Origin of the sequence: Microcoleus sp. F4-D5 (assembly GCF_036704885.1) — a bacterium.
Taxonomy (GTDB): Bacteria; Cyanobacteriota; Cyanobacteriia; order Cyanobacteriales; family Microcoleaceae; genus Microcoleus.
Genome location: NZ_JAUBSX010000013.1, coordinates 102,488 through 118,546 on the forward strand (window position 1 = coordinate 102,488; position 16,059 = coordinate 118,546).

Here is a 16,059-nt window from a genome sequence, read left to right on the forward strand (position 1 = left end):
AAAGGTAAGGGATTGAAAATGTTGATTGGGGTTCGGATAGTAACTACAAAACCTTGGGTAATTTGGGGATATTGGCCATCGTTAGAAGGTGGAATATAATTGGCGATCGGTATTCCAATTGAGGGTACACCGAGGGGTAGTTTTCAGTCACCACTTATCAATAATTAGTCATTAATTAGCATTTATCAATTGAGTCTAAACAGTGGGAATAGTAAAGTGAAATTCACTTCCTCGGTCTTTTCCTGCGGAATCTACCCAAATTTTACCGCCCCAGCCGGCAACAATCTGCTTGCAAATTGCTAATCCTAAACCCGTACCGCCGGTACTGCGCCGCAAAGCTCCTTCTTCTTGATAAAATCGATCGAACACTACTTTTAAACTGTTCGCCTCTATTCCCCTCCCCGTATCGGCTACGAGCACTTCCACCATCCGAGAACCGTTACAGTGAGCTTTAACAGTCACGCTTCCCTGGGGTGTCGTAAATTTGCAAGCGTTGTCTAGCAGTTTGGAGAGAACTTCTACCAACCACTCTCCGTCAGCTTGCACTAAAGGCAATTCTGCCGACACTTCGGCGATAATTTCCGGCAACTGTCGATCTACCGCGCGCGATCGCACGCTGCTGAGGGCCAAATCAACGCATTCTTGCAGCGTCAGCGATTCTACATTCCATTGAACTCGCCCGCTTTCTAAGTGAGAAAGAGTTAAGAAATCCTGCACGAGTTTCCGCATTCGGTCGGCATCGCCGAGGGCCGTTTCTAACATGATTTGCCGCAATTCTGCGGGCATATCTGGTTCGGCACTCAAACTTTCCAGACACACTTGAATCGTAGAAAGTGGAGTGCGGAGTTCGTGTCCGGTGATGGCAATTAGATTGCTGCGAGTGCGGTCTAATGCTTCTAATTGTTGGTTGAGTTCTTCTAAATGAGCGTAGGTTTCGGCTTGAATTAAGGCTGCTCCGAGTTGGGTGGCGATCGCCTCTACTAAAGAAATTTCGTCTTTTTCCCAAGGCAAAGCCGCTCGGCACTGGTGCATTTCCACCATGCCCAAAACCCGCCCCTGATAAAGCACTGGCACCATTAACCAAGAAACTATTTTCCAATTTTTTACAGTTTCCCTCAGGGATTTTGTATTGAGAATCAGCGGGTGTTGTGCTGTGTCTTGGATGTAAACTCGCTCTTGCCGCGCCACTGCGTCGCCCCATATTTGATTTTCCTGCAACAGCCAAGTCTGATCCAGCAGGGAACTAACGCCCGGCCCCAAAAACTCGCGATCGATTTTGACCGCCACATCTGTGGCTTTGCACCGATAAATCAAACAGCGGCTTGCCGACAGGGCAGTTCCCAGTTCTTGCACTGCGACTTCGACGATTTCTTGCGGGTTGAGAGACTGCCGCATTGCCGTGGTAATTAAGTTTACGAGGCGTTCTTTGCGTTCCTGAGCGGCGATGGCGCTGTATGCTTTGAGCAGTTTGTGCTGGCCTGCTTGCAAGTAGGTTACTAAGCGTTCTGTAAAAGCATCGCTCAATTTGGGATTGGGAATTTTTGAGTTTTTTCCCGTACTTATGTCGGGTTTGGTGGCTTTGGAAGTGGCGGATTTCCTCGTTTTTTTAGGTGTTTTGACTAGCTTGTAAGTAGTTCGCGCGCGATCGATCTTTTCGGCCAATTCCGGGCGATAACTGACAATTCTATCGAGCAACAATGCGGCCGCTTTGGAGCTTACCTCGCGATCGAACGTCCATATTCCTTCAAATCTGCGAGCTTGATCCATCAACAGCGGCCCGCGCTCGTCTTGGTTTTCGACCGGCACAATTTTTTCTTGACAAATCAGGCAAGTTGAGTAGTGTTGCCCCAGCACCACTAAGTGCCACTCTTTACTTAATCCGTCCTCCGGTGCAAACGCCACAGTTTCGTGACACTCCGAAGCATTTTTAAAGTCTGTTTCCGGTGCTGCCAGCACGTATACCTGAGAGGAGCGTGAGGCAATTCGCCGGTAGCGGTGAGCTTCCTGGCGGTAGAAGCGCTCTCGCTGAAAGCTGGCAATGACTAGCGGTTCGTCGGAACCCGCCAAAACCAAGTCTTCCATCGCGTGAGACAGGGCTGTCATGGAAGATTTGAAATAAATTTGTGCCCGCAGTTGGGGCAAAGCTTGCAGAAGTTCTGCCAGTAGCGAAATAGGGACGATCATCTAGCCTTAAACGTGCATTTTTGCCGATGACAAAACAGGATCGATAGGAGGTTTAGATCGATCCCTTTTCAGTATCTGATACATTTATGCGTCATAACACGACTGTTTAAGTCATATTATGCTACCAATAGCACTTAGACGAATCTAAGCGGAGGTATTCCTCCAAGACTTTGATATCATCCAAAGTCACTTACAGCAGATTTTAGGTAGGGAGAGTACACAGGTGTTAAACCCTTTTGGCAGGGCAGGTACTCACAGCAACCGCCCGTACTCCAAACTGATTTCTTTGTACTTCACCAACCAGAACAGTGCTGTATAAACACCTATTTTAAAGTCTTGGTTTTGACGCTAACTTATCTATTCAGACCGGGGTTCGGGCGTTAGCGCTCCCACCATTGAGACTTGTCAGGCACCGCAAGCGTATCTCTTGCATTATACTATTCTTCAGCTATTTCATATCAGTGCCATAAATATCGCGTTTTGGCGATCGATCTCGATACTCGGCAATTAAACTTTAAAAAATCACAATTAATTGGCCATTAGTTAAAAACTAACGACCAATTGTTTTGAGGACTTATCCCAAGAAACCCGGTTTTTACCAAAAATCTATGAATAAACCGGGTTTCTGACACCGAGGGTATAAGTCCTATATTTTTTGAGCAGTTCCCCCGTGAGTATAAATGCTGTGGCTGTGGTCGCTCAGGCTAGTTCCCCCCCTTCGTCGCTGCCGCCCGGAGATGATTTGTAGAGAGCATCTAATTGTTCGCGGGCGTCTTGGACAGTCAGCGAACGCATCACTAACAGGGGCTCGTTAACAATGTTTCCGTATTCGTCTAAAAGTTCTGGATGGGGTACAGCTTGAGAGCGAGGATAGGATGGGTAGCCATTATTTGCCCTTAATTGTTGAGGGCGCTGGGATTCCATACCAACTGTGACTAGACTGCGGATTAAGTTACCGACTGCCAGAAAGGCAAGAACGGTAAAAGCTAAAATATAAAGCAGGTGCAACATTATTTTCTCCTCCGGGCTAAACAGCCACACAGCAATTTACAAATGTGTTTCAGCAAGTATTGACACTCCCGGGCGTAAACGCGGGGATTCTTGGTTCACTGACATACCTTTAAACTATTCATCCCTTCGGCAATATTTAAACCAAAAACCCGTCCAATTGAACGAAGCTTCGAGCCTAATTTGAATAGTCCCAGAGGGCTTGTCTCCCCAAGCGTTAAGGGATCGTTCCCTTTGTTTCCGTATGCCCTACGGTACATCTAACTACTAAGATTTTGAGTTTTCTGGTATGAGTGCGGGATGGCTACCCTAGCTATGTTTTTGTGGTTTTCGCCACCCACGAGACATTATTGTTTCCTAGCCAGTCATTTTGGGGTTGGTTATCCATTTGTGCTAGCGGTTATTCTACCTGTATCTATTTGTAGTATAGGGTACTATTTGGGAAACTTTTAGAACTTTTTGGAAAGAAAGCCTTCCTAAAAGGACGGGGTTTTAAACCCAATTTTCTGATAACTTATTAACTGGAAATCTGTTTGAGGTTGTCAAGTGGGCCGCCACATTTCCAAAAGTTTGGGATTTGACTGCTAGTTTAACTTGAACTCGCTTCCTTATTTTGCAGGGGGAGGGGACTGCAATGAGCGAAAGCGCGCCGATACTTGCCAGCATTCGGCGAGCAGTTTGTGCCACGGCATCAGGGCTGCGGTTTCAATTGCAACTTGACCTCCGGTTGCTTGAAATAGAGCTTTAGCTGCGCCTACTTCTTGCTGAGCCTGTTTGACTCGCGCCAGCAAGTCAGATTGATCTTCGCCCCTGAGAAAGGGAATTTCCTCAGTTTCTAAGAGGTTGGTCGATCGGTCGAACCAGTAATTGAAATCCTCTAACAGCGGTTCCAGTAACGCTTTGAGCAATTCTGGCTCTGGCAAATTGGAATTAAGCATGGATTAAAATTGGGTTATTTATCTATTATAGTCTTAGACGGTCTTTACAAAGTGTAACATTTTTTTAACAAAAATTCAATAATTTAATAACAATTAGCAGGTGAGTGTAAATAAATTTAACTGTGCCAGCAGCGATTTTTGAGTCAAAATCCCCAAATTCTGCCAAATTAGTTCGCGAGCTCACGGGTGGTTAGAAAACGGGTTTTTTCAGGCAATACTTTAAATAACCCGGTTTCTGAGAGTCGGAGTGCGTCCCGCACTAAACGTCGCAACCCTGACAATCAAGCATCCAGGATACAAGCCCCCGGATTAATCCGTGGGGTCAATCTAAAATCTAAAATCTAAAATCTAAAATCTAAAATCGATTGACAGACCGTTGCTGTAATTTCCCGGAGTGTCCCCCAGCCGGAAGTCGGCGCTTGCTGTCCCAATCTGAGTAAGATAGAAGCAACTGCAACTAAATTAATTGCTAATTCAGCCGATGTCTAGCTCAGAATCCATGTCCGCTCCAGAAGAGTCCGTTAAGATTGAGTTGCCCCGCACGAGTGAGTCGGAGGCACTAAAAAAAATTCGCCACACCACCTCCCACGTTATGGCGATGGCGGTGCAGAAGTTATTTCCCAAGGCGCAAGTTACCATCGGCCCTTGGATTGAAAACGGTTTTTATTATGACTTTGACACTCCCGAACCTTTTACGGAACAGGATTTAAAAGCCATTAAAAAAGAGATGATCAAAATCATCAACCGTAAATTGCCTGTAATTCGGGAAGAAGTCAGCCGCGAGGAAGCGGAACGCAGAATTAAGGAGATTAATGAACCTTACAAATTAGAAATTTTAGAAGGTTTGATCGAACCGATTACTCTTTACCATTTGGGCGAGGAATGGTGGGATTTGTGCGCGGGGCCTCACTTGGATAATACCAGTGAGTTGAATCCAAAGGCGATCGAGCTAGAGAGTCTAGCAGGGGCTTACTGGCGCGGCGACGAAACCAAAGCTCAATTGCAGCGCATTTACGGCACTGCTTGGGAAACTCCCGAACAGCTAGCAGCATACAAACACCGCAAAGAAGAAGCATTAAGGCGGGATCACCGCAAATTAGGCAAAGAATTAGGCTTATTTATTTTTGCCGATCCGGTGGGTCCCGGTTTGCCTTTGTGGACGCCGAAAGGCACTGTTTTGAGAAGTATTTTAGAAGATTACTTGAAACAAGAACAAATCAAGCGCGGCTATTTGCAAGTAGTGACTCCCCACATCGCCAGAGTCGATTTGTTCAAAATTTCCGGCCACTGGCAGAAATACAAAGAAGATATGTTTCCGCTGATGGCAGAAGATGAGGAAGCTGCTGCAAACGAACAGGGTTTTGTGATGAAACCCATGAATTGCCCTTTCCACATTCAAATTTACAAAAGCGAATTGCGTTCCTATCGCGAACTGCCGATGCGCTTAGCGGAATTCGGCACAGTTTACCGCTACGAACAATCGGGAGAATTGGGCGGTTTAACGCGGGTGCGCGGCTTTACGGTGGATGATTCCCACTTATTTGTCACGCCGGAACAGTTGGATGCTGAATTCTTGAATGTGGTGGATTTGATTCTGTCAGTATTCAAGAGTCTGCAACTGAAAAACTTTAAGGCGCGTTTGAGTTTCCGCGATCCGAACAATTTAGAGAAATACATCGGTTCTGATGAAGCTTGGGAAAAAGCTCAAGGTGCAATCCGCCGCGCGGTGGAAACTTTGGGCATGAATTATTTTGAAGGAATTGGGGAGGCGGCTTTTTACGGGCCGAAACTCGATTTCATTTTCCAAGATGTCTTGGATAGAGAATGGCAACTAGGAACTGTTCAGGTAGATTACAACTTGCCAGAACGTTTTGATTTGGAATACGTCGCTGAAGACGGCACTCGCAAGCGCCCGGTGATGATTCACCGTGCTCCTTTCGGTTCTTTGGAACGCTTGATCGGGATTTTGATCGAGCAGTATGCGGGCGATTTTCCTCTGTGGTTGGCGCCGATTCAGGTGCGGTTGTTGCCTGTCAGCGCCGACTTTTTGCCGTTTGCGAAGGAAGTGGCGGCGAAGATGAAAATGCTCGGAATGCGCGCTGAAGCTGATGAGAATAGCGAGCGTTTGGGCAAGTTAATTCGCAATGCTGAGAAGGATAAAATTCCAGTGATGGGTGTTGTGGGTGCGAAGGAAGTTGAGGCGAATAGTTTGAATATTCGGACTCGGGCTTCTGGGGAGTTGGGGGCGATTTCGGTTGATGAAGTGATTGGGAGGTTGCAGGGGGCGATTAGCAGTTACGGGAATTTTTAGGGGCTTTTAATCGCAAATGCACGCGGATTAACGCAGATGATACTTTGATATTGTCTGCGTTTTTCTAATCGAACGGCTAAAATAATAAAATCGTGTAAATTAACAGGAGTTAAATCAATGCCTAATCCTTTTCCGGGGATGAATCCTTATTTAGAAAGTCCTGAATTGTGGCCTCAAGTACATCACCTGCTAATTAGTAGCATTTTTGAATCATTAGTGCCACAGTTGCTGCCAAAATATATCGTCGATATTGAAAAAAGAGTTTATGAGCTTAGCGGGGACAATTTCCTATTAGTGGGGATTCCTGATGTCACGGTGCAGCGTTCTCCCAGTCCAACCAACCCTACTTCTTCTAATGTTGCAGTTGCCGCACCGCCTGTGACAGCTTTGAAAGTAAGACTGCCAGTACCTGTGGAATTTAGGGAAGCATATTTAGAGGTACGAGATACAGCAACTAGGGAAGTTGTGACAGTGATTGAATTGCTGTCACCAGCCAATAAGTGCCCTGGTAAAGGGCGAGAAATGTATGAAGAAAAGCGAGAAAAGGTGTTTGGTAGTCGCACTCATATGGTTGAGATTGATTTGCTGCGAAGTTACCAACCTCTGCCAGTTTTTGGTAACGATATTGAGGCAAGTTATCGAATTTTGGTGAGTCGGGCAAATCAGCGCCCGATCGCAGATTTGTACCTTTTCAATTTACCCAATATGATTCCTGCATTTCCATTGCCTTTGCGCGCGGGCGATGCGGAACCAATTGTAGATTTACAAGCGTTATTAAATGGGGTTTACGATCGCGCTGCCTATGACTTTAGAATAGATTACACCGCCGCACCCGTTCCAGCGCTGTCGGAAACGGATGCTGCTCGGGCTGATAGTTTGTTGCGGGAAAGAGAGTTAAGGTGATAATAGAAGCAGTAGTCCAGGACGCATGAAAATCTTCACAACCGGGGTTGTTTGTGGTTTTTGCGGGCTGTAACGCGTCTTCTCAGTAAAAACCAGGTTTCAAGCCACCGGTGCATAAGTCCTAAGTAGCTAGATCAACAGGAGTTAAATCAATGCCTAATCCATTTCCTGGGATGAATCCATATTTAGAAAGTCCTGATTTTTGGCCAGAAGTACATAGTCGTTTGATAGTGGCGATCGCAGATGCTTTGGTGCCTCAACTGCTGCCAAAATATCGAGTTGCGATTGAAAAGCGAATTTATCAAATCAAGGGGGAACAATCTCTTTTAGTCGGAATTCCTGATGTTTCTATCCAGGGAAATGCTACTACCAGAAATTCAAGTACATCTAATGTGGCTGTCGCCGCACGAACAACCGCGCCTTTGAAAGTGAGATTACTTATGTTTGAGGAGGTTAGAGAAGGGTATTTGGAGATTGTAGACATAGCAAGTAAGGAAGTTGTGACGGTGATTGAGGTGCTGTCACCTGCTAATAAACGTCCGGGACAAGGGCGGACAATTTATGAGGAAAAGCGGGATAAGGTGTTCGCAAGTCGATCGCACTTAGTGGAAATTGACTTGCTGCGAATTTACGAACCTCTGCCAGTTTTGGGTAACGATATTGACGGAAGTTATCGGATTTTGGTGAGTCGGACCGATTGTCGCCCCACGGCTGATTTGTATTTGTTTAATCTACCGGATGCAATTCCTGCTTTTCCTTTGCCTTTGCGCGGAGGCGATGCTGAACCAATGGTCGATTTACAGGGGTTATTGAATACAGTGTACGATCGCGCCGGATATGATTTTACCATCGATTACACCGCCGAACCCGTGCCGCCACTGTCCGAACCCGATGCAGTTTGGGCCGATTCTCTGCTGCGCGAAACCAGCCTGCGGTCATCTGAAACCTAAAAACAGCTACACAAAACGTTACATATTTGTTACTATCGGGGCAAGCCTGTCCTCAGCAGCGCCTCTGTTAACCTTCTAAACTAACCGTTATGAGTCAACCTCCCTCAGCAATTCCCGCCTCGGAAGAGTCCGCCGCCGAAACTCCAACACCGCCGACAAACAATGCACCTCCACCGAGTTATGTCAAGCTGGCGATGCGGAACATGGTTCGCAAGCGGGCGACTTCTTTGTTTCATTTTGCCTTGACAGCGATCGGACTTTTAGGCGTACTCGTCGGTTTGGCTTTTCTCGATCGCTATTTCAATTCTTAATCGGGGATTCCAACAATCAGCCTCTAGTTTCTGCTGATGTTTTCGATCTTTCTTAATCGGGACTTAAGCTGATTGTTCTGCCTCCCTGTTGCAATCTCTAACAGATTACTGTATCTTTCCAGCAACACCAAAATCCCCTGCCGCTCGATCGCGGAATTGGAATTTGTAAAAAAATTGAATATATCCCTTGACAGGAGAGCGAAAAAATGTTAATAGAGGTGAACGTCGAAGACTGTTACGGGCTCGCCCAGCAGTCGGCCGACGCTTCCAGCCTCCCTGAGATTGCAGCCAGCGGGGAGATTTCAGCAGCCCAAACCTGGGAAAAGTGGTTTAGCGTTTGGCTGGAAAACCAGGCGGCGGATGTGCCAGTTGCCCCGGGCTACGAAGTCAGTCTGCGTTTAACCGCCGATACGGAGATGCAAGCCCTCAACCTGCAGTACCGCCAGCTCGATCGACCGACCGATGTACTAGCTTTCGCAGCTTTAGAGGTAGACTGTCCTCAACTAGAGGAAATGCAGTCATCTGAACCTTTATACTTGGGTGATATCGTCATCTCGATCGATACAGCTAACCGACAAGCCCAGCAGCAAGGACATCCCCTGAAGACCGAACTAGCTTGGCTGGCAGCCCACGGTTTTCTGCATCTTTTGGGCTGGGATCACCCCGATGAAGAAAGTCTGGCTCAAATGCTCGATCGACAAGAAACATTGCTGCGCGCGATCGGTCTTGCGATCCAAACAGCATAACTGAAGTTGATGGTTACTTAACAAATCATGTCAAGCCCAACATAACTTTCTGAAATTAAACCAAAACTTTAGTAAAAACTTAGGAAAGTTACCTAGACTTGATTGAGTCAATTTAAAAAGTCTAGCTTTCATTCATCTCTGTAACTTAAAGTTGGTTATTTATGACACTAGAGAGACCGTCAATTTCATCACCAATCGCACAGTTTCTGCCCATGCCTCCAGACTCTTCTACCCCGACAGTCCACGAGTCTAAAAAAGCCTTGAAATACAACCGAGAGCTGTCGTGGAAAATCGCATCTAGCTTAGCTACGAGTTTTAGATACGCTTGGGGGGGTCTGACTTATGCTTTTGAAACTCAGCGAAATTTTCGGATTCACACTGTTATTGGCACTTTGGCGATCGGACTCGGGCTATTTTTGCACTTGCAACCTGTAGAAATATCTGTAATCGGCGTTACCATTGGCATAGTTTTAGCAATGGAACTGTTGAATACGGCGATCGAATCGGTGGTAGACTTGACAGTCGGGCAATCTTACCACGAACTAGCCAAAATTGCCAAAGACTGCGGTGCCGGAGCAGTTCTGGTATCGGCAATGGCTGCGATCATCGTCGGTGCTGCACTTCTGCTTCCTCCTTTGTGGGCAGTCGTTCAAATGGCGATCGGCCGTTAGTAACTTACTGGGCGATCGCAAATTTTAGGTTTTAGATGACCAATTTGAGATTTTTAGTTTTATTCGTCTATATTGCAGCTATTTTTATCTTCGGCATCTATCTAAAATCTTGAAACCCTTGCTTTCAGGGAGCGAGTTAACCTAAAATCTAAAATCTAAAACCTAAAATCTAACTTAACCCGTGATTATAGTCATCGATAACTACGACAGTTTTACATACAATTTGGTACAGTATCTAGGAGAATTAGGTGCTGAGTTGCCCGTAGCAAGCGAAGTGCAAGTCTACCGCAACGACCAAATCTCCTTAGCAGAAATTCGCCGATTGCAGCCAGCAGCAGTGGTGATTTCTCCAGGCCCCGGGCGGCCGGAAGATGCGGGAATTTCTCTGGAATTAATCAAAGAATTGGGGCCGACTCTACCAATTTTAGGCGTGTGCCTCGGACATCAAAGTATCGGTCAAGTATTCGGCGGCAAAATTGTTTCTGCACCCGTGTTGATGCACGGCAAAACTTCTCAGGTAGAACACGCAGGAGTCGGAGTTTTTCAGGGCGTGGAATCGCCGATGATTGCAACTCGCTATCACAGTTTGGTAATTGAAAAGCAGAGTTGTCCAGAAGTTTTGGAAATTACGGCTTGGGTTGAAGACGGAACTATTATGGGCGTGCGGCACCGGGAATATCCCCACATTGAAGGTGTACAGTTTCACCCGGAAAGTATTTTGACGACGGCGGGAAAGCAATTATTGCGAAATTTCTTGGCAAGACTTTAGTTGAATTTCTATGAATTTGTAGGGTTCGCTCTCATAGCATCTTACGGTGAGAGTAGGGTACACATTTTCGCACTTGAACCGCCTCAAAAAGGATACAAGCCCCCCACTCCTGTCGTGGTGAACCCCAAATTTTAGACTCCTGTTCGAGATTCCAGATTCAATGCTGCAAGTAAATCTAAAATCTAAAATCTAAAATCTAAAATCGACTGACGGTGTTTTGTGGTATAACAACAAACGACCAACACCCGACAACCCCAACCACAAGATGAAACGGCGACAATTAATACGTTACGCACAGACGGGTTTGCTAGCAGCTTTCTTCACTGGTTTACCATCTGGATGGGAAAGCTATCAAGCTCAAACTGCTGATTCTTTGTCTATTCAGTGGTTGGGGCACACTTGCTTCTTGTTCGCCGGAGGCGGTGCGAGGGTGCTGGTGAATCCTTTTCGCCCCCTGGGCTGTACGGCAGGCTATCGTTCTCCTAAAGTGCCAACAGATTTGATTCTGATTAGCAGCCGGTTGCTCGATGAAGGGGCGATCGACGGATTTGCGGGCAATCCCGGCCTTTTGTACGAACCGGGGTCTTACAGGTCTAACGGGCTGCGGATTCAAGGGATTCGGACGCAAAAAGACCGTGAGGGAGGACGGCGATTTGGGGTGAATGTGGCTTGGCTGTGGCAGCAAGCGGGCGTTAAGATTTTACACTTGGGCGGAGTTGCTGGCCCGATCGGCATTGAAGAACAAATCTTGATCGGGCGGCCCGATGTAGTGCTGATTCCCGTGGGCGGCGGGCCGAAAGCTTACACTCCGGCGGAAGCGAAGCAAACTTTGCAACTTCTCAAACCGAAGATGGTGATTCCGACACATTTCAAAACCCAAGCCGCCGATGCTGCTGCGTGCGATTTGGTGCCGCTGGATGAATTCTTGGCGCTGATGGATGGTACGCCGGTGCGCCGATTGAATAATGACACGATTTCGATCAAATCTGCTGACTTACCCCAAACTGGTTCGGTGATTGAGGTTTTGAGTTATAGATTTAGCGGTTGATGCCGGATTTCTCAGCTTGCGTTATAGTAAGGAAGTTTTGGTCGATCGGGGATGCCAGAGAAATTTCTCTCTATCTTAGCCTCTAGCAACCTTGCCTTTTGTCGAGATGTGGCTAACATAACAATTCATGTTCACTGTTTTATCTCATAAGGAAATGCAAGCGCCATGAAAAATCAAAATTTACCTAGCTGGATGAAACAACTGACAGGTTTCGCAGGAATAATCGGCGCTAGCGCGCTAATCGGTTTCCCGGCTTGGGCTCACATCACCTCCAACACCAATGTTGCTAATACAAATCAAACTCAACAAGTTCCTGGAAAGGTGAAAACCGCTGCTTCACCGGCACCAATGGCTCAGGCGAAGGATATTGTCGCTATTGCATCTGGCGACGCTCAATTCAAGACGCTGACGAAGGCTTTGGGAGCAGCCGGTTTGGTGACAACTTTACAAGGAAAAGGCCCTTTCACTGTTTTTGCACCGACAGACGCGGCATTTGCTGCTTTGCCAAAAGGAACTTTGGATGATTTGCTCAAACCGGAAAACAAAGCCCAACTTACTAAGATTTTAACTTACCACGTTGTTCCTGGTTCGGTTGTATCTACTAGCCTGAAATCCGGCGATGTTAAAAGTGTCGAAGGCAGTTCGCTAAAGGTGGCAGTTAACGCAGGCAAAGTTACTGTCAGCGGCGCTAATGTTGTGAAAGCTGATATCAAAGCTACCAACGGCGTGATTCACGTAATTGACAAGGTTTTGATGCCCCCTGATGCCAAGTAGGACTAGCGGTTTTTGCATCAATTGATTTCAGATTCGGTTAAATAAACGCGAAGTAAGGACATAACATTGTTGTGTCCTTATTTGTATGGCAGGCAGTTCAGAATTAATATATAGTAATCCTAAATTAATCGTAAATTTTTTACCCCACCCCAGCCCTCCCCGATGCCTTGGGGAGGGAGTAAGAAATTCACAAATGATGCGAGGATTGCTATAGGTAAAGCTTTAGCTAGCTGCGGGTACTTACAAAAAGGGCTGCCAACCCTTACCCCGGTAGCCAAAATCGAAAATTTCGGGATGGAGAATTTCTGCTAAAATTTCTAACGAATCAACCAATCTCGGCCCCGGCCGATTAAAGTAAGAATTTCCGTCAGTTATGTAAACCTTTCCTGTTTTTACTGCTTGCAAATTAGACCATTCTGCGTATTTAGTTATTTGCATTGCTTCGCTGCGAGTGCGGTTCAAATCAAAGCCGCAAGGCATGAAAATAATTACATCGGGATTAGCTTCTACTAGCGATTCCCATTTTAACCAAGGGGAATGTTCCCCGACAATTCCAAACAGCGAATTGCCTCCCGCCATTGCCACTAATTCGGGAATCCAGTTACCCGCAGCCATCAAAGGTTCAATCCATTCGATGCAGGCTACTTTGGGAAGTCTCTGTTTTGTGGTAAGAATAGATGATGCTTGTATTTTCGAGGTAATAGCATCGATGCGGGATTGCAAAAGGTCGATCGCACTTTTGCCATTTACGCCCAAAGCATCAGCCACTCGCTGAATATCCGTCCAAATTTCTGCTAGCAAATTAGGCTGCAAAGAAATAATTTCCGGCTTGCTATTTACCAGGGTGCTTACTGCTTGTTTAACCTCTGTTAGAGAACAAGCGCAGACTTCACATTGAGCTTGAGTAATAATGTGAGTCGGCTGCAATTTTTCCAACGTATCTATTTCTACTTTATACACACTCAGCGCATTTTGCAACAATTCTGTCACGCGGTTGTGAATTTCGCTGCTAGTTCCTTCGGGATTGAATTTAGGCTGAGTGCAAACAGGTAAATTTTGGACTTTTGGGGGGTAATCGCATTCGTGGGAACGGCCCACAATTGCATCGGTTAGTCCTAAAAGTGCTACAATTTCGGTGGCACTGGGAATTAGAGAGATTATTCTTGGTTGATTCATTGTTTGTCTGTTTTTTACCGATTCGGAAGCACAGGCGTTACAGATTTAGAAGCACAGGCGGGACGCCCGTGCCACAATAAAAGGGATTGTTAAATTTTTAGTTTTTTTAAGTATTGCAAATCTTGCCATGCTTGAATGAGATTACCTTGCATCAGAGCCGCTACACCGTTTAAAACTCTAATTTCCGGTAGGTTGGAGTTGAGAGCGAGAGCAGGTTTTAAGGCTGTTTGAGCAGCTTTGGGATGCCAGCCGTACAGGTGTACGAAAGCGAGATAGGCGTAAGCGTAAGGGTTTTTTGAGTCGAGTTGAGTGACTTTTTCTAAGGCTGCGATCGCACTTTCGACATTCTGCTGCAATACCCGAGAAAATGCCAAAGCATAAGCCAATTCTAGATTATTTGGTTCCTGTTTCAACCGATATTCTAACGCTTGTTCCGCTTGCACGGTATAATCTTGAATTGGATCGTACTGATTGATGCGCCCAATCTGCTCGAACACGGGTTCTAAACCGGGCAATCCTTTGGGTAAATTAACCGCCATCGCCCGCAATTGAGTCACCAAATCTAACTCCGGCTTATCCTCGTTATCAGGTGCTTTATTCTCGTTTCTAGGCTCTGTCTCGATCTTAACACTCACTGCCGGCACATTAATCGGATAAGTTTCGCCGGTTTTCCGATTTAGATAAGTAGCTTGCAGATTGTAAGTTCCCGGTGCAATATTAGCAGGAGGAAGCATCGACGTGCGATCGACAACTCGAAACCCCACAGCAAATTTATCCGCTTCCAGCATCCCCGGATGCAAAGTCGCCTGGGCGATCGCGCGATCGTGTAAAATCCTGAAAGTCTTTCCCGGTGGAATATCGCCAGACTGCTGATTTTGCCACGTTACCAACACTAAACCAGACTGCAACTCCTGCCAAGGCCCAGACCAAGTATAAGTAACCGGCAGCGCGACTCCGGGAACTGCTTTTGCACCGACAGTAACTTGCTCTAATTGTACTTGCGATCGCGCTTCATTCAACGGCTGTATTTCTACAGGCTGCACTCGCTTGCGATAAAGATTTAAATTAGTATAATCGGGCAAAATCCAAGTTTTATCTAACTCAAATTTATCCCCTTTTTCAATTGCAGCCACCGCAGCATTTTGAGCTTTTTTAATCCGTTCCCGAATCGAACCTTGCGGGCCACTTTTAGTTACGAACCAAGAGAGCGATCGCACATCTTGCGGCACTTCTTTTAAATTCGTTCCCACCTGCCGCCCGTAAACCTGAAAATTCGCCAAAGCACCGTAAAAATTCAAATTATGCTGGTTAATTTCCGGCGTCGAAGGCAACACGCCTAAAGTAGATTGCAAATAAGGTTCCCGATCGATAATTTCGGCAATTACCTCTCGGTGCGGCCACTCTTTGCCCAAGTAAGGATAGTTAGAATTGCCCGGACTGATAATTTGAACTAAGCTATGTCCAAAAGCACCTCCCAGGGGCCACATATGGAACAGCATCGCCAGAATTGCCAAGCCAATTGTACCCCAGCGAATTTGTCGTCCCCACCGAGAAGGCCACAGCGTTAAACAGTAGGCTAAGAAAATAGATAAAACTGGCAAATAAGGTATCACATATCGGTCGTCTTTGTTGATATTTAGAGAATTAATTAAATAAGCTCCTCCCCAGAAAACAGCCAGCCAGCGACATGAGTTGAGATGCAAGATTGACGAACTATTTTGCCGGCGACGCCAATAAAGTATCAATCCGACTAAGGGAATAAGTAACAGAGGCCAAGAAATGTGTTCGGGTAAGTGTTGACCGTAGTAAATCCAAGCGTCGATCGTATTGAGGGCCGGATCTCCTTCGGCGATCGCAGAATCCACCGTTGCCCGTTTTCCCCCGGTCAAAATTAACAGCCAATTGGTTTTCGCCCAGGGCCCAAACACCGCCACCGACAGCAACAAACTACCTGCTAATTGAGCTAATCTTCCCCAAGCTTTTTGCCGCACAGCACCAACAGCTAACCACACAATCGGGGTAAACAGAAATAATACAGTAGTGTGTTTAACTAATATTGATAAACCGAGAGAAATTCCAAAGGCGATCGCCCAAAAGAAAGATGACGGCGAGAGTGGGGGAGTGTGGGAGGGGGAGAGAGGGAGATTGGGGGAGGGGGAGAGGGGGAGATCCGCAGAATGGGGAAAATCTTCCTTCTTCCTTCTTCCTTCTTCCTTCTTCCTTCTTCCTTCTTCCTTCTTCCTTCTTCCTTCTTCCTTCTTCCTTCTTCC

General features: G+C 46.3%; 14 protein-coding genes. 9 read left to right on the top strand and 5 right to left on the bottom strand.

All coding sequences use genetic code 11. The features are described 5' to 3' along the window. Positions 1-195 precede the first annotated feature (195 nt). The 3 genes from QUA80_RS09075 to QUA80_RS09085 form a co-directional block, all read right to left on the bottom strand. On the bottom strand, positions 196-2,184 hold the full coding sequence (locus tag QUA80_RS09075) for a DICT sensory domain-containing protein (protein ID WP_333423398.1): 1,989 nt from the start codon (positions 2,182-2,184) through the stop codon (positions 196-198). A gap of 699 nt (positions 2,185-2,883) precedes the next feature. Continuing rightward, positions 2,884-3,195: a DUF2973 domain-containing protein gene (locus tag QUA80_RS09080; RefSeq protein ID WP_333423400.1), complete on the bottom strand. Its 312-nt coding sequence runs from the start codon at positions 3,193-3,195 to the stop codon at positions 2,884-2,886. 605 nt (positions 3,196-3,800) lie between these two features. Further along, positions 3,801-4,130 carry a DUF2605 domain-containing protein gene (locus tag QUA80_RS09085; protein WP_333423402.1) on the bottom strand — a complete coding sequence of 110 codons (330 nt, stop codon included), beginning with the start codon at positions 4,128-4,130 and terminating at the stop codon, positions 3,801-3,803. 481 nt (positions 4,131-4,611) lie between these two features. On the opposite strand from QUA80_RS09085, the gene thrS reads away from it, so the two are divergent. From thrS to QUA80_RS09130, 9 genes are all read left to right on the top strand, one after another. Beyond that, positions 4,612-6,441 (top strand): threonine--tRNA ligase, encoded by a 1,830-nt coding sequence (gene thrS / locus QUA80_RS09090; RefSeq protein WP_333423404.1) that lies wholly within the window; start codon positions 4,612-4,614, stop codon positions 6,439-6,441. Positions 6,442-6,558: 117 nt separating this feature from the next. Next, on the top strand, positions 6,559-7,344 hold the full coding sequence (locus QUA80_RS09095; protein ID WP_333423406.1) for a DUF4058 family protein: 786 nt from the start codon (positions 6,559-6,561) through the stop codon (positions 7,342-7,344). 152 nt (positions 7,345-7,496) lie between these two features. Continuing rightward, on the top strand, positions 7,497-8,294 hold the full coding sequence (locus QUA80_RS09100) for a DUF4058 family protein (RefSeq protein ID WP_333423407.1): 798 nt from the start codon (positions 7,497-7,499) through the stop codon (positions 8,292-8,294). Between the two features lie 89 nt (positions 8,295-8,383). Beyond that, positions 8,384-8,605, top strand: a complete 222-nt coding sequence (locus QUA80_RS09105; protein WP_333423409.1) for a DUF3285 domain-containing protein — start codon at positions 8,384-8,386, stop codon at positions 8,603-8,605. Positions 8,606-8,811: 206 nt separating this feature from the next. Then, positions 8,812-9,351 carry an rRNA maturation RNase YbeY gene (gene ybeY / locus QUA80_RS09110; protein ID WP_333423412.1) on the top strand — a complete coding sequence of 180 codons (540 nt, stop codon included), beginning with the start codon at positions 8,812-8,814 and terminating at the stop codon, positions 9,349-9,351. Between the two features lie 161 nt (positions 9,352-9,512). Beyond that, a complete protein-coding gene (locus QUA80_RS09115; protein WP_333423414.1) occupies positions 9,513-10,022 on the top strand; it encodes a diacylglycerol kinase family protein in 510 nt (169 codons plus the stop codon). A 181-nt stretch (positions 10,023-10,203) separates the two neighbouring features. After that, positions 10,204-10,791: an aminodeoxychorismate/anthranilate synthase component II gene (locus QUA80_RS09120; protein ID WP_333423415.1), complete on the top strand. Its 588-nt coding sequence runs from the start codon at positions 10,204-10,206 to the stop codon at positions 10,789-10,791. Positions 10,792-11,056: 265 nt separating this feature from the next. Continuing rightward, positions 11,057-11,839, top strand: coding sequence for an MBL fold metallo-hydrolase (locus tag QUA80_RS09125; RefSeq protein ID WP_333423417.1), 783 nt, complete (start codon positions 11,057-11,059; stop codon positions 11,837-11,839). A gap of 165 nt (positions 11,840-12,004) precedes the next feature. Next, a complete protein-coding gene (locus tag QUA80_RS09130; RefSeq protein ID WP_333423419.1) occupies positions 12,005-12,613 on the top strand; it encodes a fasciclin domain-containing protein in 609 nt (202 codons plus the stop codon). A 240-nt stretch (positions 12,614-12,853) separates the two neighbouring features. Here QUA80_RS09130 and QUA80_RS09135 read toward each other — a convergent pair whose 3' ends face one another. Together QUA80_RS09135 and QUA80_RS09140 are read right to left on the bottom strand one after the other, a co-directional pair. Further along, the gene (locus QUA80_RS09135) at positions 12,854-13,789 is read right to left on the bottom strand and encodes a cobalamin-binding protein (RefSeq protein WP_333423421.1); all 936 of its coding nucleotides are present in this window, start codon (positions 13,787-13,789) and stop codon (positions 12,854-12,856) included. A gap of 89 nt (positions 13,790-13,878) precedes the next feature. Further along, positions 13,879-16,059, bottom strand: a 2,181-nt coding sequence (locus tag QUA80_RS09140; RefSeq protein ID WP_333423423.1) for a phospholipid carrier-dependent glycosyltransferase, incomplete at its 5' end; no start/stop codon positions are given.